Below are 23,325 nucleotides of genomic sequence, written 5' to 3' on the forward strand. Positions count from 1 at the left end.
GACCGCGGCTCGACGGTTCGGGCGAGCGGCGGTGTCATTGCCCCACGGATCGGATTGGGGCCTCCCCAAGGCGGGCTACGTTCATCCCGTCTTGAGGCACAGTCTATGCGCCGCTAGCTGAACGACTCCTGAACGAAACCGCCGCAGAGCGGTGGTGAGTTCCAGCGGGTCACGCCGGTGATCGACGCCGCGCTACGCGGCCCCTGCGCTCGTGCCACTTGAAAGCTGCGGCAAGCCCCGACTCCCGGGTAAACTCCACAGAGTCCCGCCGCGCGGAAGTCATCAGTCTCCGCGCTCTTCTTCATAAGCCTTCCCTATCGATGAGCGACTCGGACATCTCTACACACACCCCGATGATGCAGCAGTACCTGCGCCTGAAGGCCGAGTACCCGGACCTGCTGTTGTTCTACCGCATGGGGGATTTCTATGAGCTCTTCTACGAGGATGCCGAGCGGGCGGCGCGGGTGCTCGACATCGCCTTGACGAAACGCGGCCAATCGGCCGGGCGGCCGATCCCGATGGCCGGCGTACCCTTTCATGCCGCCGAGACCTATTTGGCTCGGCTCGTGCGGCACGGGATCGGCGTGGCCATCTGCGAGCAGATCGGCGATCCCGGCAAGTCGAAGGGGCCGGTCGAACGCGCGGTCGTACGCGTCGTCACACCGGGGACCCTGACCGACGAGGCCTTGCTCGAGGATCGTCGCGACAACCTGCTGGTCGCGATCCAGCAGGATGGCGGGCGTTTCGGGCTCGCGAGCCTGGAACTGTCGAGCGGGCGTTTCTCGGTGCTCGAGGTCTCCGACCGCGAAGGCCTTCTGAGCGAGATCGAGCGGCTGGAACCGGCCGAGATCCTGATCGCCGAGGACAGCCCGTTGGCCAACGACCTACAGCGCACCCGGGGCCTCACTCACCGTCCGGTATGGCATTTCGACACCGACAGCGCCCATCGGCTGCTCTGCGAGCAATTCGGCACCCGCGATCTGGTCGGCTTCGGCTGCGCCGACCGGCCGCTCGCGATTGGTGCCGCTGGGGCCCTGCTCCAGTACGTTCAACACACGCAGCGCGCCGCCCTCCCTCATCTGCGTGGTCTGCGGACCGAGGACCGTGACCAAGCGGTGATCCTAGATGCGGCGACGCGCCGCAACCTGGAGATTACGACCAGCCTGTCGGGTGTCGGCGGACCGACCCTCGCCAGCGTCATGGACCGGACGGCGACGGCGATGGGCGGCCGGCTGCTGCGCCGCTGGCTGGGTCGCCCGCTGCGCGACATCGAGACGGTCCGGGCCCGCCATCAGGCGATTGCGACCCTGATCGACGCCGGTGTCCAGGCGGCCTGGCACGAGATCCTCGCCGGAATCGGTGACCTGGAACGGATCCTCGCCCGCATCGCACTCGGCACGGCGCGACCGCGCGATCTGGCCGTGTTGCGCGATTCGCTAGCCCGCTTGCCGAGGCTGTCGGCCCTCGTCGAGCCGTTCGATGATCCGCTACTCCGGGCGCTCCAGATCGGTCTCGGCGATCAATCCCCGAGCCTGGAACGACTCACCCGGGCGATCGTCGAGCAACCGCCCCCGCTCGTTCGGGACGGCGGCGTCATCGCCCCCGGCTATGACGCCGAACTCGACGCCCTCCGTGACCTATCGGCCAATGCCGACCAGTTTCTCCTGGACCTGGAGGCCCGCGAGCGCGAGCGGACCGGGCTTGCGAACCTGAAGCTCGGCTACAACCGCATCCACGGCTATTACATCGAGCTCAACCGCAGTCAGGCCGAACGGGTCCCACCCGACTATGTGCGCCGCCAGACCCTAAAGGGCGTCGAGCGCTACATCACGCCGGAGCTCAAGCGTTTCGAGGACGAGGTCTTGAGCAGCCGCGAACGGGCGCTCGCGCGCGAAAAGGACCTTTATGGCGGCTTGCTCGCCGAACTCGCCGAACAGCTCCCCGACCTTCAGGCCTGTGCCGAGGCGCTGGCGACGCTCGATGTGCTCGCGAATCTAGCCGAACGGGCCATTCAGCTCGATTGGACACGGCCGGACTTGGTGGTGGAGCCGGGGTTTGGGATCGTGGCCGGGCGCCATCCGGTCGTCGAGCAGGTGCTCGATGCACCCTTCGTCGCCAACGACCTGTACCTCGATGACCGCGAACGGGTGCTCGTGATCACCGGGCCGAACATGGGCGGCAAATCGACCTTCATGCGCCAGACGGCGCTGATCGTGCTGATGGCCTATGCCGGCAGTTTCGTCCCGGCCCGGTCCGCGCGGCTCGGGCCGATCGACCGGATCTTCTCGCGGATCGGCGCCGCCGACGACCTGGCTGGGGGTCGTTCGACCTTCATGGTCGAGATGGAGGAGACCGCCAACATCCTGCACAATGCGACGGCCCAGAGCCTGGTGCTGATGGACGAGGTGGGACGCGGGACCAGCACCTTCGATGGTCTGTCGCTCGCCTGGGCCTGCGGCGTCGAGCTGGCGACACGCATCCAGGCCTTCACGCTCTTCGCGACCCACTACTTCGAGCTGACGACCCTGCCCGACGAGTACCCGGGGATCGCGAACCGCCACCTAGAAGCGATCGAACATCAGGACTCGATCGTCTTTCTGCATCGCGTGCGCGAGGGACCGGCGAACCAGAGCTACGGGCTTCAGGTCGCGGCCTTAGCCGGCGTGCCGCGCACGGTCATCGACCGCGCCCGCGAACGGCTGCGCGGCCTCGAAGAGGCCGCGCGCCAGCACACCGACCGGGGGGCCACCCAATTGTCGCTGTCGCTCGGCGAGCCGCCGCATCCGGCCGTCGAGGCGCTGCGGTCGTTGGACCCCGACGGCCTGAGCCCTCGCGCCGCGCTGGACGCGCTTTATCAGCTCAAGGGATTGGCCGACTCGGGCTGACCGTGACTTGGCCAGTCACGACGTCGAGGACGGCGGGATCCGTCCATCCGAGGCCCGGATCCGCAGCAGCGCAAGCGTGATGTTGTCCCGTCCGCCGCGGTCGCAGGCGAGCTGAACCAGCGCATCGGCGGCTGGCTCCAGTCTCTCGCCAACCACATCGAACAACTGACGAAGCCAATCGTCAGGCACCATGTTCGATAGACCGTCGGTGCAGAACAGGTAGATATCGCCATCCTGGAGATCTTCGCACCCGCTCGCAACGAGGGTATCCGGGTAGGTGCCGAGTGCCCGCGTCAGCAGGTTCGCGCCGACCCCGTGCCGGCGCGCCTCGTCCAGGGATCGGAAAAATCCCTGCTCGACGGCGTCCTGAATCAGGGAGTGGTCGCGCGTGATCAAACGGATCTGATTGTCTCGCCAACGATAAAGCCGGGAATCGCCGACGTAGGCATAGATCAGACCATCCTCGCTGACGAGACCCATGACGACCGTCGTGCCCATTCCGCGACATTCGCGCTTGGCCTGCCCGAGTTCCCAGATCCGACGGTTGGCCTCCCGGACTGCTTCATCGACCTGAACCAGGAGGCGCTTTCCGATCGATGACGTGGATCTTCGCCGACGGAAATAGTCGACGATCGCTTCGGTCGCCAATTGGCTCGCCACGTGACCCGCTTGCGCCCCACCGATTCCATCGGCAACGACGATCAAACCGAGCTGCGGCTCGACTGCCACCGCGTCCTCGTTTCGAGTGCGCACCCGGCCTCGATCGGTGCGCCATACATAGTCGACGTCGAATCTCTGCATGGCGTCGCTAGGTGCTATGCCCTTGGCAACTGGGCTGCGATGCCGAGTGCGTGGCTGTGACTGGCATACCGTCCATTTTCAACTCGAGGTCATCCCATCTCCCACCGTCATCTCGGCAGGCCCCTTGCCGAGGCCCGACGAGACGCACTCAGCGGGATCGATTTTGGTTCAAGATCGTCGCGAGCCGTTTCGGCTCGACATAACCCGGTATCACGTCACCGGTATCGAGGACCAAGGCCGGCGTGCCACGGATCGCGAGCTCGCGCCCGAGGGCCATATGGCGATCGACCGGATTCGCACACCGCTTCGACGGAACCGACTGGCCGGCCTTGGCCGCCGTCATCGCGGCTTGCCGGTCGTCGGCACACCACACCGACACGGCTTCGTCATAGGCGGCGCTGCCCTCGCCGGCCCGCGGGTAGAACAGATAGCGCACGCGGATCCCTTCCTGGCCATAGCCATCCATCTGACGGTGGAACTGGCGGCAATAGCCACACTCGATATCGGTGAAGACGGTGATCGTATGTCGAACCGCGCCTGGTGGATCGAAGATGATCATGCTGTCCTCGCCGAGTTGGTCGACGACCCGCAGGCGCGCCTCGGCGAGCTTGGGCTCGGTGAGGTCTTCCCGGTTGCGCAGATCGACGATCCGCCCGTCGATGAAATAACGGCCATCGCCGGTGACATACATCATCTGGGTGCCGACCATGACCTCGTAAAGCCCCGCAATCGGCGAGGGCTGGATGCTGTCGATCTGGACGTCGGGGACGACCTTTTTCAGGGCATCGCGGATGGCCGCCGATTCGTCGGCCAGAAGCGGCAGGCTCAAGCCGAGCGTCAGGGCACCGGTCAGGAATAGCCGGATCATCGATTTCATAGGGTTCAGTCCCGATAGTTGGTGAACTTGAGTGGAAGGTTCCAGTCCGTCGCGCGCAGATGAGCGATCGCCTCCTGCAGATCATCGCGGTTCTTGCCCGTCACCCGCACCTGATCGCCTTGGATCTGCGCCTGGATCTTGAGTTTCGTGCCCTTCAGGTCTTTGATCATGCGTTTGGCCGTGTCCGTGTCGATCCCCTGCTTGACACCGACCTCCTGGCGCGCCGCGTTCAGCGTCGTGACGGGATCCGCGATCTCCAGGCAGGCGATGTCGACCTTTCGTTTGGCTAGCTTCTGGCGCAGGATATCCATCATCTGCTGGAGTTGAAACTCCTGTTCGGCACGCAGCAGGATCTGGCCATCGGCCAATTCGAACAGGGCCTTGACGCCCTTGAAATCGAAGCGGGTGGCAATCTCCCGATTGGACTGATCGACGGCGTTTCGGACCTCCTGCAGGTCCACCTCCGCGACCACATCGAATGAAGGCATGGATCCGTTCCTCGTCGTGACGGCGATTCCCGCGGCCGACCCGTTCGACCGCTCGAAGGCGCCACGATAGAACAAGCCGGCCCGGGATGGAACAACCCCCGCGGCTCCGGGAACCCCGCTTACCCTCGGGGATGATGGTCGGCGTGGAGTTCTTTGAGCCGTTCGCGGGCGACATGGGTATAGATCTGGGTCGTCGACAGATCGCTGTGCCCCAACAACATCTGGACGACGCGCAGATCAGCGCCGTGGTTCAGCAGGTGGGTCGCGAAGGCATGCCGCAATGTGTGCGGCGATAAGGGCTTGGCGATCCCAGCGAGCAGCGCGTAGCGTTTGATCGAAAGCCAGAAGGCCTGGCGCGTCATCCGTTCGCTGCGCCCGGTCGGGAACAGGAAAAGGCTGGTGCGCCCGGCTAGGATCTCCTGCCGCGGGCCGTGCCAGTAGTCACGCAACCAGGTCAACGCCTCCTCGCCAAGCGGGACCAAACGTTCCCGCCCGCCCTTGCCCTGAATCCGCACCAGACCCTGGGTCAGGCTGACCTGCTCCGGGGTCAGGCCGACCAATTCCGAGACCCGCAGGCCGCTGGCATAAAGGATCTCGAGCATCGTCCGGTCACGGTGCCCCGCGGGTTCATCGGGGTTCGGGGCGGCCAGCAGGGCCTCGACCTCGGCCTCGGTCAAGGTCCGTGGCAACGGGCGCCCGAGCCGCGGGGCCTCGACCTGAGCGCTCGGATCCTCGCAAATGACCTGCTGGCGCAGAAGGTGCTGGTAGAACTGACGCAGGCAGGACAGCCGGCGGGCAACGGAGCGCGGTTTGCGACCGGCGATCGACAGGTCCTTCAGGTAGTCCAGCAGGTCGTCGCGGCGCGCGGCCGCGAGTCTCCGGCCGTGTGTGTGCGACAACCAGACCGCGAAGGCCCGCAGATCGGATTGGTACGCACTCAGGGTGTTGGCGCTGAGCCCGCGTTCCATCCACAGAAGATCGGCGAAGCCCTCGATCAGTGCCTGTTCGTCGCTCATGGCCTGGCCAGGTAGCCCTCGTGTTGCAAGAGCCAGCGCTTGATCGCGAGCTGCCGACCGCCGTTCTCACCCGAGAAGCCCCCGAGACCGCTCCGTGCGACGACCCGATGGCAGGGGATCAGGATCGGCAGCGGGTTCGTGCGGCAGGCCTGCCCGATCGCGCGCGGTGCTGTTTCGAGGGTCGCGGCCAGGTCGCCGTAGGTGCGGGTCGCGCCGGGCGGGATCGCCCGCAACGCGGCCCAGACCCGTTGTTGAAAGGCCGTGCCGATCGGCCGTAACGGCACCCTGAAAGGGTGACCTGGATCGGCGAGATAGGCTTCGAATTGGCATCGGAACGCGTCCGGCAAGGGATCGCCGTCGTCGCCATCCGATGGGGCCAGAACAACACGCCGCACGAACTGCTCGTCCCACTCGATCGCGATCGGTCCGAAGGGTGTCCCGAGCCGTGCCGTCCTGACGCGGTCGCGCGATCGATGTCGGGTCAGTCGTGCGATGATAGGGGCCTCACGCGAGGCCTTACGAGTGACGTCCATGATGTGCATAACCTCCGACCAAGAGCGTTTCTGGGAGACCACACCATTGGATGCGATGACACCGCAGCAATGGGAGTCGCTGTGCGATGGTTGCGCCAAGTGTTGCCTGGAGAAGTTCGAAGACGAGGATACGCGACGTATCGTCTACACCAATGTCGCCTGCAAGCTGCTCGATCTGGAAACGGCACGCTGTGGCGATTACGCCCATCGGCACCGCCTGGTACCCAGTTGCCTGGCCTTGACCACCGAGTTGCTGCGCGACCCCTATTGGCTGCCCGAGACCTGCGCTTACCGCCGGCTGACCGAGAAAAGGCGCCTTCCCGATTGGCATCCGCTGATCAGCGGCGATCCGGCCAGTGTCGCGGCCGCCGGACACAGCCTCGCTGGCCGCGCCATCAGCGAGACCGAGGTCGACAACCTCGAGTGGCATCTGATCGATTGGATAAGCTGACCAAAGTCTCGTGTCCCGGCCTAACGCAGGGTCACGTCGAACTGGAGCCGCTCGGGGTCGCCGCGTCGGCGGTCCCGGATGACCTCGACCGGCACCAGGTGCCCCGGACCACGATCGATCAGCGCGATACGAATGTCGGCGTAATCCTCGATAAGGGTGTCGCCGACCTTGACGATGCGATCCCGTTCCGCGATCCCGGCATCCTTCGCCCCGCTGTCATCGGCGAACCCCGATACCCGGACGCCGGCCTTGTCCGGCACATCATCGAGCAGCACACCGAGCAGCCCGGCCCGCGGTAACTCGATACGCTGGGGAAAGAGCAGGTAATCCGCGAGTCCCTCGGTCAGTTCGCGTCGTTGCCCGTTGATCAGCGTCGCGGCGCGCACCGGCAGCCGCCGTAAGAGTCGATCCGGTATACCGTGCCCATATTCGACGTGCCCGGCACCGGCCAGAACCACCAGGGTCTTCTCCGGATGCTCGCGCAGGAAGCCGGCTGCGCGCGAGGCCATGCCCTCGTCCCACAGCAACTGGACCTCGAGAAAGTGCTCGAAATCGCGGTCTTGCAGCATCGAATGAGCTTCGAACGCCGCCCGCAGGCGATCCCGGTAGGCGTCATCGCCACGGTCGATGTCCCCCGGAAGTTGGGCACGCTCCTCGTCCGTCAGACCGGCAATCCCCTTTTGGCCGACCTTCTGCGTCAGTTCCTGATCGAGATTCAACGCGATGATCGGGATACCCTGGTCCCGAGCGAAACGCAGGATGGGCCGGTAAAGCCGATAATCGAAACGCCAGCGGACGAAGTATTCGGTTCGCCGTAGCATCTCCTCTTCGGAGATATCCCCGGCGATGAAGGCGTCTAGGGCCGGCTGAAAGGGTTGTTGGAAGAATTCGGCGCCGATCGCCAAATCTTTTCCGCGAGCGTGAAGACCGCGGAGGATCGCGAGTTGATTCAGATGGTCTTCGTAGCGATCATGGGCCTCGCCGACGAAGATGACCTGCCGATCGACGAGGCGGTCGACCAAGGTCGAGAGGGTCGGCATGGCGGCGACCTCGACGACCCGCGTCATGGGGTCCGGACCCACTCCGACACTCGACAAGACCGGATCGGGGGCGGCGCCGATCTGACAAGCGAACACCATCGGCACGGCCATCGAAACGACCATCATCGAACGGAATCGGAAATTTGGCACGGCATCCTCCGGTCAGAGCGGCGAGCGATAGCGTCATTATGGACCAGCCTGGACAGAAATCGGCACCGAACGCGAGATCATGACCCACCTGCTGCGAACCTTCCTCACCCTGCTGCTGGCCTTGACGTCCCTTGTCGTCGCGGCCGATCCGGTCATTCACCACGAAATCCGGGCCTCGCTGGACCCGGAGAAGGGCCGCTTGGTGGCGACGAACCGGCTGACATTGCCGCGCGAGCAGACAGATTGGTCATTCGGCCTCCATGCCGATCTGACCCCCGAGATCCGCGCCGGATCCGCCCAGCTGACCCGCGTGGCGCGGCGCGGTCCGATGACCTGGTGGCACCTCGCGCTGACCGGACCCGAGCCGATCACCCTGGCCTACCAGGGGACGATCCGCCAGGATCTGGCGACGATGCACGAAGGGGTCGGCCGAACCCGTCAATGGAGCCGCGGCACGATCGATGCCGACGGGGTCTTCCTAAGCGGCCAAAGCGGCTGGTATCCGGTCGTGACTGGTGGTGGCTTGGTTACCTTCGATCTCGAGGTCGAGCTGCCGGCGGATTGGCTCGCGGTCTCGCAGGGTACGGGACCCGGGATCGAGGATACTCGCGACGGACGGCGCGTCCGTTGGCAGGAGTCTCAGCCGCAGACGGAGATCTATTTGATCGCGGGACCCTACCACCCTTATACGCGCCCATCGCCGATCGCCGAGGCTCAGGTCTACCTGCGAGAGCCGGATCTCGACTTGGCGGCGCGCTACCTGACCGCCACGATCGATTATCTGGCCTTCTTCGATGAGTTGATCGGGCCTTATCCGTACGACAAATTCGCCCTGGTCGAAAACTTCTGGGAAACCGGTTACGGGATGCCGTCCTTCACCCTGCTGGGTCCGCGGGTCATCCGACTGCCATTCATCCTGCACACGTCCTACCCCCACGAAATCCTGCACAACTGGTGGGGCAACAGCGTCTACGTCGACTACCCATCTGGGAACTGGAGCGAGGGCCTGACTACCTATCTGGCCGATCACCTGTTGCGCGAACGACAAGGCCGAGGCGAGGCCTACCGCCGGGATACACTGAAAGGCTATGCCGATTTCGTCCGCCACGGGAACGACTTCCCGATTCGCGCGTTTCGCAGCCGCCATGACGATGCCTCGCAAGCGATCGGTTATGGCAAGGCCATGATGGTCTGGCACATGCTGCGCCGGGATCTGGGGGACGCCGGTTTCCGCGCGGGCCTGCGTCGCTTCTACGCCGACAACCGTTTCCGGATTGCCGATTTCGACGATCTGCGAGCCGCGTTCGAAGCCACCAGCGGAAAGAATCTCGGTGACTTCTTCACCCAATGGATCGAACGAACCGGCGCCCCGCGTCTGGTCTTGAGCGATGTGCGCGTCGAGCAACGAGGACCGGATGCGCGGATCACGGGTCGGCTGTCGCAGACCCAGAAGGGGGCGCCCTACCCACTCGCGGTGCCGCTGATCATTCACACCGAGGACGGCCGCTTTCGCGAGCATCAGGTCAGCTTGACCGATCGCGAGGTCCGGTTCGAATTGTCCGTCCCCGGTCACCCGGTGCGTGTCGCCGCTGACCCGCGTTTCGATCTGTTTCGCCAACTGGTCGACGGCGAGGCCCCGGTGACGCTCAGCGAGCTGTTCGGCGCCAGCCAGGGCCTGATCGTCGTACCGACAGGGGCGCCGAACGAGCACCGCGCGGCCTACGAGCAGTTAGCCCGGTCCTGGAGTCAGGGTCAGTCTGGGTGGCGTGTCGTCACGGATCGCGCGCTGAGGTCGCTCCCGACGGATCGCCCGGTCTGGTTGCTGGGGTGGGAAAACCGCTTCCTCGCCGAATGGGCCGAGGAGACCCGCCGGTTCGATCTGGACCTGAGCCAACGGCTCGTGCGCTGGCCGGACGGGGAGCGTGCACAGGGCGCAGAGGGTCTGGTACTGACCGGCGGAGACCCGGGCCCGGTCATCGGCTGGCTCGCCGCCGGCGACGCGCGCGGCATCGCCTCGCTCGCGCGGCGCGTGCCCCATTATCGGCAGGATAGTTTTCTGATCTTCGACGCCGACACGACCGAGAACCGCGTCAGAGGCCAGTGGCCCATCGAGGACTCGGCGCTGATGGTCTGGACCGGTGATTCGCGACTCCCGCTCAGCCTGTTGCCGAGCCCCCCGCTCACCGCCCGATGACGCCCGAGCGAGGCCCGATTCCCCGCTCGCGCTATGCTAGGATTAGCGGCGACGGCTAAGCGGCCCGCAATCAGGCGACCGATCGGCGCCCCGGTCATCGGGTGTCGGTCTCGATGTTCCGCGGCGGTTCGGAACCGACGCCGTCTCAGAGACCCTAATTTCCCAATCCATTTCGCCGAGGGTTCAGGTGAACAGGCGCCTTCTCTTCTCTCTTTCGGTTGCGGCCCTCTGCTCGGTCGCGGTCGTCGGTTGCGCAACCCAACCGCGGACGACGCAAACGGCGCCGCCCGATACCGCGACCCTGATCGTTGGCAAGCCGCAGATACGCCTGCCCGGCGCGCGCCTCGAAGAGGTCCGTTCCATCGCGCTGGGCTCGGCCTACTCGAAAGGCTGGACCTTGATCAGCGATAGCGACGATCGAATCGTGCTGCAGCGCCCGATGGATCCGGCCTCGCCGCAGGCGGTGGCCTTGGCTGCCGCCGGTGAATCGAAGCCGATCGTCGAGGTCACCACCTATCTCCTCGAACGCCCGGATGGTGTCCTCGTCGCGCTGGGCGCCGAACTCCTGACCACGACCTCGGACCAGGCCGCCCTGCGCGTCGACTACACCGCGCTTTATCAGTCCGATCTGAAGCGGTCGCTCGACTCCCTGCGGGCTACCTGGGCCGACAACCGCGACCGGGTCGCCGCGGCGATGGCGTCACGTCGCTCGCCAACTCAGTCCCCGGAGGTCGCCGACCAGTACGCGGATCAGCGTAGAGAAGCGTCGGGGGCCTTGCCACGAGATCCGTTCCAGGCCGTGTGGGCGGCGGAGACCTCGTTCGTGCGCGAGGGGAGCGATGAAACGGCTGCTGCCCCGACCACCAGGCCACCCGCGGCCGATCCCACTCCCCCACCGCCGACTAGCCGGACGGGCGGCGTGCCGGTCATCACTCCCGCGCCAGTTGTCGCCCAGCCAACCGGGCCGGCGGCCGGCAGCGGGATGCTGACCTTGAATCAAAGTGGCACGTCTGCGGGCCTTTGGGCCTATTACGCCGAGCAGTACGCGTTGACCCGCGGGTGCACGCTGACCGACGAGGGTGCGCGGCTGATCGATCGCCAACCGGACTACGAGATCCACCAGGTATCTTGTCAAAATCGGCCGACCTTCATCCTGCGCTGCCACAACGGGATCTGTCGCAGCCTGGGCTGAGCCCCCGCGATGATGCGCGCGCTGCTGTCGGTCTGCTCGTGCATCGCGGCGATCGTCAGCCCAGCCACGACGCTGGCCGCGGACGCGGCCGACCACCCGAGCCTGCGCCTCCATGGGGCCGACCTCTACGAGGCGCGTCGCGTGGCCGTCGAATCGGCGCTGAGCAGTGGCTGGTCGATGTCGCTGACGAGTCAAGGCGTTGTCCTGTTCGAGCAGGCGACTGACCCGAGCGACGGCCCCGGCTCATCGCTCGTCCGGGTACGCGCAGACTTCCTCACCGATCAAGACGACCTGATCATCAGGCTGCAGGCGATACAGATCGACGCGGCAGGGACCAGTGCCGAGCACGCGACCGACGTCACGGAACGCTACCGCGACAACCTGATGAATGCGCTCTGGTCACTTCGCGCAAAGTGGGAGGCCAGATTGACCGTTGCCGATCCGGCGCCAGTCGAGCGTGGCACCGAATCCCATGCCGGTTCCGTCGAGCGTCCCATCGGGACCTGGGCCTACTATGCCGAACGCTTTGCACAGGATCAGGGTTGTCATCTCGCCGAAGGCGGTGCCGAACTCCTGAGCGCTGGGGTCGAAACCGAACTCCACCGCGTACAATGCCAGGGCCGGGGCGCCCTGCTGATTCATTGCCAATTCGGCGAATGCACGATGGCGCGGTGAGGCGATGGATGCGAGATCGCATTGGCACGGACTGGCGGCGCGTGCAGACTGCTCCTCAGCGAAGTCATCACGACCCTGGAGCATCACAGCCGTGCGGCAGACATCTCCTTTGGCCGGATTGGATAGCATCCGACGAACCTCTTTCCCTATGGTCTTTGCGATCGCCCTAGCCGTTGCCGCTTGCAGCGGCGAGGATCCTGGCGTCCCGCGGGCGCCCGATGGGGCGCCCCTATTACTGACGGTCGCCGAACAGGGCGACCTGACGACCCTCGACGATCTGCTGGCGCGGCGCCAGATCCTCGTCGATGTCCGCGATAGCTGCGATTGGACACCACTGATGAAGGCCGCGTTGAACGGGCACCTGGAGGCCGCCGCGCGCCTGATCATGGCCGGCGCGGCGATCGATGCCGAGGACTCCGGCGGCTATACGGCCTTGATGCTGGCCGCGTCGAACAACCACAGGACAGTCGTCGAGTATCTGCTGGCCGAGGGCGCGATGGTCGACCACCAAGAGTCGACGCAGGGGGTCACGGCCTTGATCTGGGCCGCGAAACTTGGCCATCGAGAGACCCTGGGCACCCTGATCGACGGAGGCGCCGACATCACCCTGAGAGACTTCTCGGGCCGGCGGGCAGCGGATTGGGCCGCAGAGAACGGCTTTGACGAGATCGCTGCGTGGCTTGCCGCGCATCATCCCGACGAGGCTGGTTGACGACCTGATGATCGCGGCGCGGCCTCGCGATGAATGCTCCCGCGTTGCGGGGGCAACCGTTGTCGGAACAGAGACCGATCCCTACTTCCAACGGATCGGCCCGGCCCAGTCCAGCCACCTCCGACCCAGGGTTCCGACATGACGCGCAAGACACGTATCGAAGAAACACTGATGGTGGCCCTCTCGCCATCACGGATCGAGGTCACCGACGAAAGCTCCCGGCACAATGTCCCGAGTGGATCCGAATCGCACTTCAAGGTCCTGGTCGTCAGCGAGGGTTTCGCCAACCAGCCTTTGCTGGCAAGGCACCGGCAGATCAATCGCCTGTTGACCGCCGAATTCGCGCAAGGACTGCACGCGCTCGCGGTTCATGCCTGGACACCGGACGAGTGGTCCCGCAAAGAGGCCGTTCCCGCATCGCCGCCATGCCGCGGCGGCTCGAAGGCGGATCCGGTAAGGCGAGCCTAGCTCCGATCGCTGGGGCCACCTTGCAGCATGACATCTCTTGACTGGCGGCCACTCGTACGGGGTGCGGCTGGGTATCGAGGGTTGCAAAAGTCATCGCAGACGGCTCGCTGCGACACGCGGCAAGGACGTCCGTGTCAGCTCGGCGGCGGGATCCCTCCCGCCGACGGTCGCCGCGAGCCGCCTCCGATGACTTTCGGGACGATTGATATTTCGGTCAATCGGGTCTCGTCAGGGGGCATCGCGACGGGGCCATGCGCGGACCGACAAGACTATCGATAATGATGAAGGATCGGAAGGATCCAATATGACGAAGCGAGCGCCGTAACCATGTCGAACCTGAATCTCGAGCGTATCCGCCCTTTGCAGCAGGAACTCGACCAGCATCCGATCTACGAATCCTTGCAGACGCTGGCCGATCTTCGGGTCTTCATGACCCATCATGTGTTCTCGGTCTGGGACTTCATGTCCCTGATCAAATACCTGCAAGCCGAAATCGCACCCGCTCGGGTGCCCTGGCGGCCCATCGGCGACCCGGCGGTCCGCTTCTTCATCAATCAACTGGTCCTCGAAGAGGAGTCGGACACGGCGCCAAATGCCGAAGGCGTTTTGGGGTATGCCAGCCATTTCGAGTATTACCTGGGCGCGATGGCCGAGATCGGTGCCGACGCCGAGCGGCCGCGGCGCTTCCTCGAACTCGTCGATGAACAAGGCGTCGATGCCGCTCTGTATTCGGACCTGGTGCCCTTCCCATCCCGATACTTTTCGGAAACCACCTTTTGCTTCATACGCCAACAGAAACCGCATCTGGCCGCCGCCGCACTGGCCTTCGGTCGCGAGGGCATGATCCCGGTGATGTTTCGGCGTTTTCTGGGGTCGATGGCCATCAGCGAACGCGAGGCGCCGTCGTTCCATCACTATCTGAAGCGCCACATCCATCTCGACGAAGACTTCCACGGCCCCTTGTCGCAGCAGCTTTTGGCGGCCTTATGCGGTGATGACCCACAGCGGATCGCGGAGGCCGAGACGGCGGCCGAGGAAGCGATCTGCGCCCGCCTTCGCTTTTGGGATGGCGTGCTCGAGGCGATCCACACGGCTCGTGCCGCCTAAGGCAACTCCCGCGAGAAAAATACCATCTGGGTTAACTGATGCGAGGTGTAGGTGCGGCTTCAGCCGCAACACATTTCGGCCAAATGGCCAGGGCCGTGGCCTTCGTGCGGCTGAAGCCGCACCTACACCCTCTGCGCGTACACAGCGGGAATTGCTGACAGCCGCGTAAGCCTCTTGCGTTATTTCCCGGGAGCTGCCCAAGCCCCCCCTGAGCGGCTGAAGCCGCACCTACACCTAAGGCGATTTCTGTCACCAAACATACCTCCTGCGAGGATTCGTGACCTCGAACGGTCACCTCGACGGATCATAGTATACAAATGTATGCTATGATCCGATCATCGAGCCAGCCTCCGACTCCGACGACGCAACGGGCGTCGGCGATGTCTGCCCGGCTGACCTGGGTGAACCTGGAGGCCGCATGTCCCAACCCTCGATGCCCGTCATTGCGGTATGAAGCCATGTCCGCCGATCTGAATCTGGTGCAGCTCGCGCGTTGCTCGGACCTGCAACGAGGCATCGACCCGGATAGACCACCGGCCGCCTGGGGCCTTCCGCCCCTGCGCGGCCGGTTCGTCGAGATCACCGGTGGCCCGGCCAGCGCGGCCCTGACGCTGGCCATCGGCTTGGTGGCCGAGGCCCAGCACGACGCAGAACCGGTGGCCTGGGTGAGCCGATCCGACAGCCATTTCTATCCACCGGATGCCGCCGCGGCCGGCGTCGACCTCAGCGCCCTGGTCGTGGTCTGGTCCAGCGGAGCGCAACACAGCGCGCAGGCGGCCGACCTGCTGCTGCGTTCCGGCGCCTTTGGCCTGGTCACGCTGGACCTGGGGAGTGACGATTGCTTGCCGCTCGCCGCCCAGACACGGTTGGCCGCACTCGCGAAGAAACAGGCCACGGCCCTCGTTTGCCTGACGCGCACGGGGGGTACCTCGCCGTCGCTGGGGTCGCTGATCTCCTTGCGTGCCGAGGCGCGCCGCACGGGACCGGCCCGGGACGGCTTCCGCTGCGAGGCGCGGATCCTCAAGGACAAGCGCCGGGGGCCGGGTTGGACGCACCTGGAGGTCTGCGTTGGACCGAGTGGCCTGTGTTGACCTGCCGGCCCTTCCGCTGCAGATCTTGTTGCGGCAGCATCCCGACTGGCACGGCCAGCCGGTTGCCGTCGTCGACAGAGACCATCCCCAAGGCGTCATCCTGTGGCTCAACGACATCGCGCAGAGCGTGCGGCTGACGACCGGCCTGCGCTATGCGACGACCCGGTCACTGCATGGTGCCCTGCGCGCCGCCGAGGTGCCCGGTTCGGACATTGACCGGGCCTTGTCGATCCTGACCCGCCGGCTTGCCACGCACAGCCCGAACGTCGAGCGATCGGACCGAGAACCTGGCGTGTTCTGGCTCGATGCCTCGGGACTGGAACCGCTCTACCCTTCGCTCGCCGATTGGGCCCAGGGCATCGCAGCCGATCTCGCCGGGCTCGGCTATCGTGCCACGGTGGTCGTCGGCTACGACCGTTTCGCGACCTATGCGATCGCCAGATCCTCCACGCCCGGCTCGCGGATCTTGAACGCGCCCGCTGACGAGCAGGCCGCGCTGCACCAGGTACCGCTGGCACGGCTGGCGATCGAACCGCGGACACGCGATGCACTGGCCAAGCTCGGGGTCTTCACGATCGGCCAATTCCGACGCCTGCCAGCGGACGGTATTGGGCAACGTTATGGCGCCGCCGCGCTGGACCTCTACCAGATGGCCGGTGGCGAACGGCGACGACCGGTGCAGCCCGAGCGGGCGACACCGCCACCCAGCCACCGGCTGCTCCTCGATCAAGCCGAGATCGACGCCGAACGCCTGATCGCGCTGATCGAGCAGGCCTTGTCGGCCTTGATCGACGAACGGATCGGGCCCGGTCACGCGATCGATGAGCTCCGCCTGGTCTTGCGCTTCGAACGTCTGGGTCTGCATCGGGAACGGCTGTGCCCGGCGGCACCGACCCGCGACCTGAAACAGCTGATGGAACTGATGCGCCTGCGGCTGTCTGGGCGACGGTTGCCCGATGGTGTCGAGGAGCTGCGGCTCGTGGCCCATACCCGTCCGATCGAACCCCAGCCGCTCGACTGGCTCGCTGAACGGCCGCGCCGCGATCTGGAGGCCGCCAACCGCGCCTTGGCCCGGCTGCGGGCCGCGTTCGGCGAGCAGGCGGTGACACAGGCCCAGCTCGGCACCGGCCATCTGCCGGAAAACAGCTTCCGTTGGGCACCCCTGTCGCAGCTCGCCCCGGCTCGCCCAAGTCGGATTCTGCGGCCGCATCTGATACGTCGCGTCTACCGCCGACCGATCCCGCTTCTGCCGCGCCTCCGCCATGAGCCGGATGGCTGGATGCCGCAGGGCCTGGAACAGGGGCCCGTGGTGCGGGTTGCCGGTCCCTACATCATCGCCGGTGGCTGGTGGGTGCGCCCCGTGCACCGCGAGTACCAGTTCGCCGAGGCCAAGACCGGCGAGATCCTGTGGGTCTTCTACGACCGCGTGCGGCGCCGCTGGTTCGTCCATGGACGCCTCGAATGAGCGGCGCTCGGGTCGCACCCGCTGGTATCGAGGGTTGCAAAAGTCATCGCAGGCGGCTCGCTGCGACACGCTGCAAGGACGTCCGTGTCAGCTCGACGGCGGGATCCCTCCCGCCGACGGTCGCCGCTAACCGCCTCCGATGACTTTCGGGACGATTGATATGCGCTCACCGCGCGCCGCGGCCTGGCGCAGGGCCGGATCGACCCGGCCACGGCGATCCTCGATGCCCTGATACATGACCCCGCTCTGGTGCAAGAGTCATTTCTCGTTTCTCGAAGGGGCGAGCCACCCCGAGGAACTGGTCGAGACCGCTGCGGCGCTCGGTCTATCGGGCTTGGCGCTGACCGATCGCGATGGCCTCTACGGGGTCGTCGCGGCCCATGTCTCGGCGCGGGAGCTGGGCATCGCGCTGATCATCGGGGCCGAGGTTACGATCGATGACGGCTCGACGCTGATCCTGCTGGTCCAGACCCGCGCCGGCCATGCCAACCTCTGCCGGCTCTTGACGCGCGGGCATCGCCGCTGCACCAAGGGGACGAGCCAGGTCACCTGGCACGAGGTCTGCGCGCACGCCGAGGACCTGATCGCGCTGTGGGGCGGGCAACGCGCCTTGCTGAGCGGCGAGGCCGACCCCTTCTTCGTCGCGCATCCGCTGCGCGAGGCCTTCGGTGATCGGCTCTATGCCCTGATCGCCCGCCATCGCCGCGCCGAGGAGCCGGCGTGCGAGGCCCGCGTGCGGCACCGCGCGGCCCGCTACCGACTGCCGATCATCGCCGGCCGCGAGGTGCTCTACCACCGGCCACACCGCCGCGCACTGCAGGACGTGTTGACCGGCATCCGGCTGCGGACACCCCTCATCGAGGCCGGACGGCGCCTCAAGCCCAACGCCGAACACGGCCTCCTGTCCCCGTCGGCCTTTGCGCGACTGTTCGAGGACGACCCGGCCGCCGTGGCCCGCACCGACGAGGTCGCGGCGCGCTGCCCCTTCCGCCTCGATGGCCTGCGCTACCGCTATCCGTCGGAGCGCTTGCCCGACGGCTCGACCTCATCGCAGTGGTTGCGGCGGCTGACCCTCGCGGGCGCCCGCGAACGCTATGGCGACCGGGTGCCGGACGCGGTCACCCAGCAACTGGCCAAGGAGCTCGACCTGATCGATGAGCTCGACTACTGCGGCTACTTCCTGACCATGTGGGAGATCGTGCAGTTCTGCCGCCGCGAACAGATCCTGTGCCAAGGACGTGGCTCGGCGGCCAACTCGGTGGTCTGCTATTGCCTCGGGATCACTGCCATCGATCCGATCCGTCTCGGGCTTCTGTTCGAGCGCTTCCTGTCGCGCGAGCGCGCCGAACCGCCGGACATCGATCTCGACATCGAACATGCGCGGCGCGAGGAGGTCATCCAGCACGTTTACGCAAAATACGGCCGCGACCATGCGGCGATGGTCGCCAACCTCGTCCGCTACCGGCTCCGTTCGGCCGTGCGTGACGTCGGCCAGGTCCTGGGCCTGTCGGCGACGGCCGTGGATCGTTTGGCGAAGACGTTGCCGCCTGATGCGGCAGAGCTCTCGCCCGCGCTCCTCGCCGAGGCCGGTCTCGATCCCGAGGCCCCGCTGCATCGACATCTGATGCGTCTCGCCGGTGAGATCCTCGATGTGCCGCGCCATCTGTCGATCCATCCCGGCGGCTTTCTGCTCGGTCACGAACCGGTATCGACGTTGGTGCCGATCGAGAACGGCGCCATGCCCGAGCGCACCGTCATCCAGTGGGACAAAGACAGCCTGGAGGCCCTCGGGCTCTTCAAGGTCGATCTGCTCGGTCTCGGGGCGCTGCACCAGCTCCACCTCGGTTTCGATCTGTTGCGCCGACATCATCGCTACGAGGCCGACCTCGCGAGCATCCCGCCCGACGATGAACCGACCTTCGCCATGATCCGCGCCGCCGACACGGTCGGCGTCTTCCAGATCGAGAGCCGTGCCCAGATGGCGATGCTGCCGAGGCTCAGGCCCCGGACCTATTACGACCTCGTGATCGAGGTCAGCATCGTGCGCCCCGGCCCCATCACCGGCGGCATGGTGCATCCTTACCTGCGTCGGCGCCTGGGCGAGGAGCCGGTCGTCTATCCGCACCCCTCGCTGGAGCCGGTGCTGGCCAAGACCCTGGGCGTGCCGCTCTTCCAGGAACAGGTGATCCGGTTGGCCATGGTCGCCGCCGATTACACGCCCGGCGAGGCCGACCAACTGCGTCGCGACATGGCCGCCTGGCGGCAGAGCGGGCGCATCGAGCGCCACCGCGAACGGCTCATCCGGCGCATGACCGGCAAGGGGATCGATGCCGGCTTCGCCGAACAGGTCTTCGAGCAGATCCGCGGCTTCGGCGAATACGGCTTTCCGGAGAGCCACGCGGCGAGCTTCGCGCTGATCGCCTATGCGACCGCCTGGCTCAGATGCCACTTCCCCGAGGTCTTCGCCTGCGCCTTGCTCAACGCACAACCGATGGGCTTCTATTCGGCCGCGACCATCATCGAGGACGCCAAACGCCATCGCGTCGAGGTGCGACCGATCGATGTCTCCGTCTCGGACTGGCCCTGTACGCTGGAGCCGGATCGAACCGGCCCCAGGCCCTTCGCGCTCCGGATCGGGGCCCGCTACATCAAAGGCCTCGGCCAACACCACTGGGACCGGCTCGTCGCCGCCCGCGACGAACAGGCCTTCACATCGATCGACGACCTGGTTCGGCGGACCGCGCTGGCAAGCAACCTGCTAGAACAACTCGCCGAGGCAGGGGCCTTGCGTACCTTGGAACCGAATCGGCGCACGGCCCTGTGGCGAGTCGGTGAGATCCAACCGGACGACCAGGCACTGGCCCTGGTCCCGCCCGATCAGCCGGTCGCCTTCCGCGGACTCGACATCGGCGAGACCATCGCCTGGGACTATCGCACGAGCGCCCACAGCACCGAGGGGCATCCCTTTGCGCCGCTTCGGGAACGGCTGGCCCGGCAGCAGCTGCCCACCGCCACCGCGGTCCGAATGATGCGCGACGGCCAGCGCGCCCGTTACGTCGGGCTCGTGATCTGCCGCCAGCGCCCCGGCACCGCGATGGGCACCCTCTTCATGACCCTCGAAGACGAGACGGGCTTCGTCAATGTCATCGTCTGGCGCTCGGTGCTGGAACGCCATGGCCGACTGATCAGGACCCTGAGCGTGCTCGGCGTGACCGGCCGTATCCAACAACGCGACGGCGTGACGCACCTGATCGCCGACAGCATCTGGGATCCGCGGATCCCGACCGTGCGCGCCGAGACTCGTCACACCGGACGACGCTGAGCGCCAAACCGCGCGCCCGGTTCTATCATCCATGCGTCGAGGGGGTTGGAGTGAACTCAGGATCAGGGACACATCACAATGGTGGTACGTCCCCTATTTCCGCTATTTCCGCCCGCGCTGCCACAGGCCGCCCCTGGACTGGAAAGCCTGCACACCCATCTGCACCTGGTCTACCATTATGCCGATGGCAGCGAGGAGACCCTGATCCTCGGCCTGGAGCTGTTCCATTTGCTGCTGGAGCTGAAGGACGGCATGCAGCTCTCCGGGGTCGGCGAGGAAGGCATCTTCGCCAACCTGGAGATCTTCACCCAGCGCCTGGCCGGCGAGGACGCCCGTGAGCTGCGGGCTTGGCATCCAAGCGACGACCAGCAGATCTGCCGCGTCCGCGTTATCGCGCGCGAGGGACGCCAAATCCTGGTGCGGGAGCCCTGTTGATCAATGCGCCACTCGCGCGTCCCGAGGCATCACAACGGTCCGGCGCCAATTGGCACAAACACATCTGCCGAACCAGCGACCAGTTACAGAAATCCTCCGGAGAGCCCCATGCAAGCCATCGAGTTCGAGGCCAAGATCGAAGGCCAATCCATCCCCCTCCCGGCGACGGCCGGCCTTCCAGCCGGGAAGGCCGTACGGGTCGTGCTCCTGTTCGACCCTGAGATGGCCCCACAGCCTGATGAGTCCGCGGAAGGTCCGATCGCACGCCTGATGCGAGAACCGCTTGTCGTTCCCGGATTCAAGCCATGCTCGAGGGATGAGGTCCATGAGCGCTGAGGTCTTCGTCGACACCAACATCTGGCTCTATGCCTTCATCAAGAATCCGGGTGGGAAATAGGGGACGTACCACCATTTTGATGCCGCATGCACGCCCGCAGCGGGCCGGCCCTCGGGCCGATTAGCGTCCTGGCTCGCTCCGGGGGCGGCGCTCCCTCGAATCCGTCCCCGGTCTCGGGCTCGCATGCTGGACTGGGAGCGAGCCCGCGGGCTTGGCACGATTTCCGTGCTCACCCGCGCAGCCACCATTTCCGGATAGAGGTGTTGATCATGCCGACATACGAGACCGATGTTGTTGCTTGGGCGAAGGAGCAGGCCGAACTTCTTCGTTCTGGCCGGTTTGACCTCTTGGATATCGAGCATATCGCCGAGGAGATCGAGGACGTGGGTAAGAGTGAACAACGGGAATTGGCCAATCGAATGGCACTGTTGCTTGCCCACTTGCTCAAATGGCAGTTTCAACCTAGCCGTCAGACGGCAAGCTGGCAGCGGACCATCCATGAGCAAAGAAACGGCATAAAGAGACGTTTGAAAAAGAGCCCTGGATTACAGCCGGTTCTCACGGACGCCGACTGGCAAGCCGAGATTTGGGCTGATGCCGTTGCCCTGGCGGCCAGCGAGACAGGTTTGGCCGATTTTCCAGAAGCCTGTGAGTGGTCGATACCCGACGAAGTGTTGCTTGATGGCTGGCTACCCACCAGTCGGTAGCGGAGCGGGTCAAGGGACCTGGCGACTGGCCGCTTTGCTCGTCTCGAGCTGCTCTACGATGGCAGCCCAGACGAGGCCGATGGCCTCCTGAAGTGGCTCCGCCGCGAAGACCTCTTCTACCACGTCGCCGTCGCCATCATCGCTCTGCCGGAGGCTTGATCGACTCCGCTAAACGGTGCCCGGGACCGGCACAAGCTGTCCCCAAGAACGTTCGATGCTGCTGTTCGGCGGGACCAAGAAACGCCAGCAGCGCGACATCGATCTGGCCAAGGCGTACTGGCAAGATTACAAGCAACGTAAGCACACAGGCTGACCCATGCCCCTGACGAAAGCCTTCAACCACACCATCAAGGCCCGCGTGCAGACCGACCCGGCATTCCGCATCGCCTTGCTGGAAGAGGCCCTCGACGCCCTCGTGAACAACGACCTGGAGACCGGCAAGCTGCTCCTGCGGGACTATGTCAACGCCACCGTCGGCTTCGAGGCGCTCGGCGCACAACTACAGAAGAGCCCCAAGAGCCTGATGCGGATGCTAAGCGTTGATGGCAACCCGCGCGTGGACAACCTGTTCGCTGTGGTCTCCCAACTCAAGGCCCACGAAGGCGTATCCTTCAGCGTCCATGCCTCCGCTGGACAGCAGTAACAAGAAATCCTCCGTAACCACAAGGAATCGTATGCCGAAGGAGCATCGAAGCGTCGATCGCCGCCCAGCCCAGGCGGAAGACGCTATTCTTGCGCACGATGTCCGCCAAGTAATCGATCTCATTGGCATCATCGACCGCGCCCGCGCGGCGCTCCTCGCCCACGCCTGCGGCGACCGGTTCGGCGCGCCGCTGGAATTCATCAGGGGACCAAGCGTTCGCACCTGCCCGGTTCAGCTCGGGAATTGGACCGACGACACGCACATGTCGCTGTATCTGGGCGAGGCGATCCTGGAGCACGGCGCAGGGCCGCTTCGGATCGAACGCTTCGCGGATGCGCTCGGCGCGGCCTTCGTGCGCTGGATGCACGACCCGCTAACGCCTTCGACGGCGCCGGGCAACACCTGTCTCGCCGGGGCCGCCAATTTCGAGCGCGATCGCGATTGGCGCACGAGCGGCATCGCGTCGTCCGATGGCTGCGGGGCCGTGATGCGAATCGTGCCGCTGGCGCTCGCCTTTCGCGGGGAAGAGCTGCTCGAGGCGGCGCGCGTCTCGGCGCGGATCACGCACGCGCACCCGAATGCCGAAGAGGCGGCAATGGCCGGGGCCTGGCTGGTCCAGCGGATCCTCGAAACCGGCCGGTGGGGAGCGGGTCTAGTCGAGGAGGCGATCCGCGGACTCGACGGGCCTTGGAGCTGCGGCGGCAGCGTCGCCGAGGGCCTGCGCGCGGCCTTGGCT

The 23,325-nt window shown here is 65.7% G+C and carries 21 protein-coding genes; 15 read left to right on the forward strand and 6 right to left on the reverse strand.

Translation table 11 applies throughout. The annotated features are described in order from the left end of the window. Positions 1-320 precede the first annotated feature (320 nt). On the forward strand, positions 321-2,885 hold the full coding sequence (mutS, locus tag ABC977_RS08670; protein WP_369666852.1) for a DNA mismatch repair protein MutS: 2,565 nt from the start codon (positions 321-323) through the stop codon (positions 2,883-2,885). A 15-nt stretch (positions 2,886-2,900) separates the two neighbouring features. Here mutS and ABC977_RS08675 read toward each other — a convergent pair whose 3' ends face one another. From ABC977_RS08675 to ABC977_RS08695, 5 genes are all read right to left on the reverse strand, one after another. Continuing rightward, positions 2,901-3,686, reverse strand: a complete 786-nt coding sequence (locus ABC977_RS08675; protein ID WP_369666853.1) for a protein phosphatase 2C domain-containing protein — start codon at positions 3,684-3,686, stop codon at positions 2,901-2,903. A gap of 148 nt (positions 3,687-3,834) precedes the next feature. Next, positions 3,835-4,563, reverse strand: coding sequence for a DsbC family protein (locus tag ABC977_RS08680; RefSeq protein WP_369666854.1), 729 nt, complete (start codon positions 4,561-4,563; stop codon positions 3,835-3,837). Positions 4,564-4,568: 5 nt separating this feature from the next. Continuing rightward, on the reverse strand, positions 4,569-5,051 hold the full coding sequence (locus ABC977_RS08685) for a YajQ family cyclic di-GMP-binding protein (RefSeq protein WP_369666855.1): 483 nt from the start codon (positions 5,049-5,051) through the stop codon (positions 4,569-4,571). A gap of 119 nt (positions 5,052-5,170) precedes the next feature. Beyond that, complete coding sequence (gene xerD / locus ABC977_RS08690) at positions 5,171-6,067, reverse strand: site-specific tyrosine recombinase XerD (RefSeq protein ID WP_369666856.1); 897 nt, start codon at positions 6,065-6,067, stop codon at positions 5,171-5,173. Further along, entirely contained in the window at positions 6,064-6,600 is a 537-nt protein-coding gene (locus ABC977_RS08695; protein ID WP_369666857.1) for a methylated-DNA--[protein]-cysteine S-methyltransferase, read from the reverse strand. Before ABC977_RS08695 ends, xerD begins: the two co-directional genes overlap by 4 nt. Between ABC977_RS08695 and ABC977_RS08700 the strand changes: the two genes are divergently transcribed. Continuing rightward, positions 6,599-7,051, forward strand: coding sequence for a YcgN family cysteine cluster protein (locus ABC977_RS08700; protein ID WP_369666858.1), 453 nt, complete (start codon positions 6,599-6,601; stop codon positions 7,049-7,051). The two genes, ABC977_RS08695 and ABC977_RS08700, sit on opposite strands and share 2 nt — an antisense overlap. 20 nt (positions 7,052-7,071) lie before the next feature. On the opposite strand, the gene ABC977_RS08705 is transcribed toward ABC977_RS08700, so the two are convergent. Continuing rightward, positions 7,072-8,217 carry a ChaN family lipoprotein gene (locus ABC977_RS08705; RefSeq protein WP_369666859.1) on the reverse strand — a complete coding sequence of 382 codons (1,146 nt, stop codon included), beginning with the start codon at positions 8,215-8,217 and terminating at the stop codon, positions 7,072-7,074. 103 nt (positions 8,218-8,320) lie between these two features. Between ABC977_RS08705 and ABC977_RS08710 the strand changes: the two genes are divergently transcribed. The 13 genes from ABC977_RS08710 to ABC977_RS08770 all read left to right on the forward strand — a co-directional run. Further along, complete coding sequence (locus ABC977_RS08710; protein WP_369666860.1) at positions 8,321-10,435, forward strand: M1 family aminopeptidase; 2,115 nt, start codon at positions 8,321-8,323, stop codon at positions 10,433-10,435. A gap of 187 nt (positions 10,436-10,622) precedes the next feature. Then, on the forward strand, positions 10,623-11,627 hold the full coding sequence (locus ABC977_RS08715; protein WP_369666861.1) for a hypothetical protein: 1,005 nt from the start codon (positions 10,623-10,625) through the stop codon (positions 11,625-11,627). Positions 11,628-11,636: 9 nt separating this feature from the next. Next, the gene (locus ABC977_RS08720; protein WP_369666862.1) at positions 11,637-12,302 is read left to right on the forward strand and encodes a hypothetical protein; all 666 of its coding nucleotides are present in this window, start codon (positions 11,637-11,639) and stop codon (positions 12,300-12,302) included. A 148-nt stretch (positions 12,303-12,450) separates the two neighbouring features. Continuing rightward, a complete protein-coding gene (locus ABC977_RS08725; RefSeq protein ID WP_369666863.1) occupies positions 12,451-13,014 on the forward strand; it encodes an ankyrin repeat domain-containing protein in 564 nt (187 codons plus the stop codon). 138 nt (positions 13,015-13,152) lie between these two features. Next, positions 13,153-13,482 (forward strand): BolA family protein, encoded by a 330-nt coding sequence (locus tag ABC977_RS08730; protein WP_369666864.1) that lies wholly within the window; start codon positions 13,153-13,155, stop codon positions 13,480-13,482. 327 nt (positions 13,483-13,809) lie between these two features. Then, on the forward strand, positions 13,810-14,589 hold the full coding sequence (locus ABC977_RS08735) for a DUF3050 domain-containing protein (protein WP_369666865.1): 780 nt from the start codon (positions 13,810-13,812) through the stop codon (positions 14,587-14,589). Positions 14,590-15,047: 458 nt separating this feature from the next. Then, positions 15,048-15,680, forward strand: a complete 633-nt coding sequence (locus ABC977_RS08740) for a P-loop NTPase family protein (RefSeq protein WP_369666866.1) — start codon at positions 15,048-15,050, stop codon at positions 15,678-15,680. After that, complete coding sequence (locus tag ABC977_RS08745) at positions 15,667-17,145, forward strand: Y-family DNA polymerase (protein ID WP_369666874.1); 1,479 nt, start codon at positions 15,667-15,669, stop codon at positions 17,143-17,145. Before ABC977_RS08740 ends, ABC977_RS08745 begins: the two co-directional genes overlap by 14 nt. Positions 17,146-17,380: 235 nt before the next feature. After that, entirely contained in the window at positions 17,381-20,467 is a 3,087-nt protein-coding gene (locus tag ABC977_RS08750; RefSeq protein ID WP_369666867.1) for an error-prone DNA polymerase, read from the forward strand. 78 nt (positions 20,468-20,545) lie between these two features. Beyond that, positions 20,546-20,902, forward strand: a complete 357-nt coding sequence (locus ABC977_RS08755) for a hypothetical protein (RefSeq protein WP_369666868.1) — start codon at positions 20,546-20,548, stop codon at positions 20,900-20,902. Between the two features lie 606 nt (positions 20,903-21,508). Beyond that, positions 21,509-21,946, forward strand: coding sequence for a DUF29 domain-containing protein (locus ABC977_RS08760; protein ID WP_369666869.1), 438 nt, complete (start codon positions 21,509-21,511; stop codon positions 21,944-21,946). A 316-nt stretch (positions 21,947-22,262) separates the two neighbouring features. Continuing rightward, complete coding sequence (locus tag ABC977_RS08765; protein ID WP_369666870.1) at positions 22,263-22,589, forward strand: helix-turn-helix domain-containing transcriptional regulator; 327 nt, start codon at positions 22,263-22,265, stop codon at positions 22,587-22,589. A gap of 31 nt (positions 22,590-22,620) precedes the next feature. Continuing rightward, the coding region (locus tag ABC977_RS08770; RefSeq protein ID WP_369666871.1) for an ADP-ribosylglycohydrolase family protein at positions 22,621-23,325 on the forward strand (705 nt) is incomplete at its 3' end.

The sequence above is a fragment of the Thioalkalicoccus limnaeus genome (assembly GCF_041197575.1).
Lineage (GTDB): Bacteria > Pseudomonadota > Gammaproteobacteria > Chromatiales > Chromatiaceae > Thioalkalicoccus > Thioalkalicoccus limnaeus.

What these genes read in the sequence shown, in the direction of transcription:
- ABC977_RS08735 (WP_369666865.1), top strand. Translation starts at nt 13,810, where the DNA reads ATGTCGAACCTGAATCTCGAGCGTATCCGCCCTTTGCAGCAGGAACTC.
- ABC977_RS08740 (WP_369666866.1), top strand. Translation starts at nt 15,048, where the DNA reads ATGTCCGCCGATCTGAATCTGGTGCAGCTCGCGCGTTGCTCGGACCTG.
- ABC977_RS08675 (WP_369666853.1), bottom strand. Translation starts at nt 3,686, where the DNA reads ATGCAGAGATTCGACGTCGACTATGTATGGCGCACCGATCGAGGCCGG.
- ABC977_RS08685 (WP_369666855.1), bottom strand. Translation starts at nt 5,051, where the DNA reads ATGCCTTCATTCGATGTGGTCGCGGAGGTGGACCTGCAGGAGGTCCGA.
- ABC977_RS08680 (WP_369666854.1), bottom strand. Translation starts at nt 4,563, where the DNA reads ATGAAATCGATGATCCGGCTATTCCTGACCGGTGCCCTGACGCTCGGC.
- ABC977_RS08750 (WP_369666867.1), top strand. Translation starts at nt 17,381, where the DNA reads ATGACCCCGCTCTGGTGCAAGAGTCATTTCTCGTTTCTCGAAGGGGCG.
- ABC977_RS08700 (WP_369666858.1), top strand. Translation starts at nt 6,599, where the DNA reads ATGATGTGCATAACCTCCGACCAAGAGCGTTTCTGGGAGACCACACCA.
- ABC977_RS08730 (WP_369666864.1), top strand. Translation starts at nt 13,153, where the DNA reads ATGACGCGCAAGACACGTATCGAAGAAACACTGATGGTGGCCCTCTCG.
- ABC977_RS08755 (WP_369666868.1), top strand. Translation starts at nt 20,546, where the DNA reads ATGGTGGTACGTCCCCTATTTCCGCTATTTCCGCCCGCGCTGCCACAG.
- ABC977_RS08725 (WP_369666863.1), top strand. Translation starts at nt 12,451, where the DNA reads ATGGTCTTTGCGATCGCCCTAGCCGTTGCCGCTTGCAGCGGCGAGGAT.
- ABC977_RS08710 (WP_369666860.1), top strand. Translation starts at nt 8,321, where the DNA reads ATGACCCACCTGCTGCGAACCTTCCTCACCCTGCTGCTGGCCTTGACG.
- ABC977_RS08760 (WP_369666869.1), top strand. Translation starts at nt 21,509, where the DNA reads ATGCCGACATACGAGACCGATGTTGTTGCTTGGGCGAAGGAGCAGGCC.
- ABC977_RS08720 (WP_369666862.1), top strand. Translation starts at nt 11,637, where the DNA reads ATGATGCGCGCGCTGCTGTCGGTCTGCTCGTGCATCGCGGCGATCGTC.
- mutS (WP_369666852.1), top strand. Translation starts at nt 321, where the DNA reads ATGAGCGACTCGGACATCTCTACACACACCCCGATGATGCAGCAGTAC.
- ABC977_RS08695 (WP_369666857.1), bottom strand. Translation starts at nt 6,600, where the DNA reads ATGGACGTCACTCGTAAGGCCTCGCGTGAGGCCCCTATCATCGCACGA.
- ABC977_RS08705 (WP_369666859.1), bottom strand. Translation starts at nt 8,217, where the DNA reads ATGATGGTCGTTTCGATGGCCGTGCCGATGGTGTTCGCTTGTCAGATC.
- xerD (WP_369666856.1), bottom strand. Translation starts at nt 6,067, where the DNA reads ATGAGCGACGAACAGGCACTGATCGAGGGCTTCGCCGATCTTCTGTGG.
- ABC977_RS08765 (WP_369666870.1), top strand. Translation starts at nt 22,263, where the DNA reads ATGCCCCTGACGAAAGCCTTCAACCACACCATCAAGGCCCGCGTGCAG.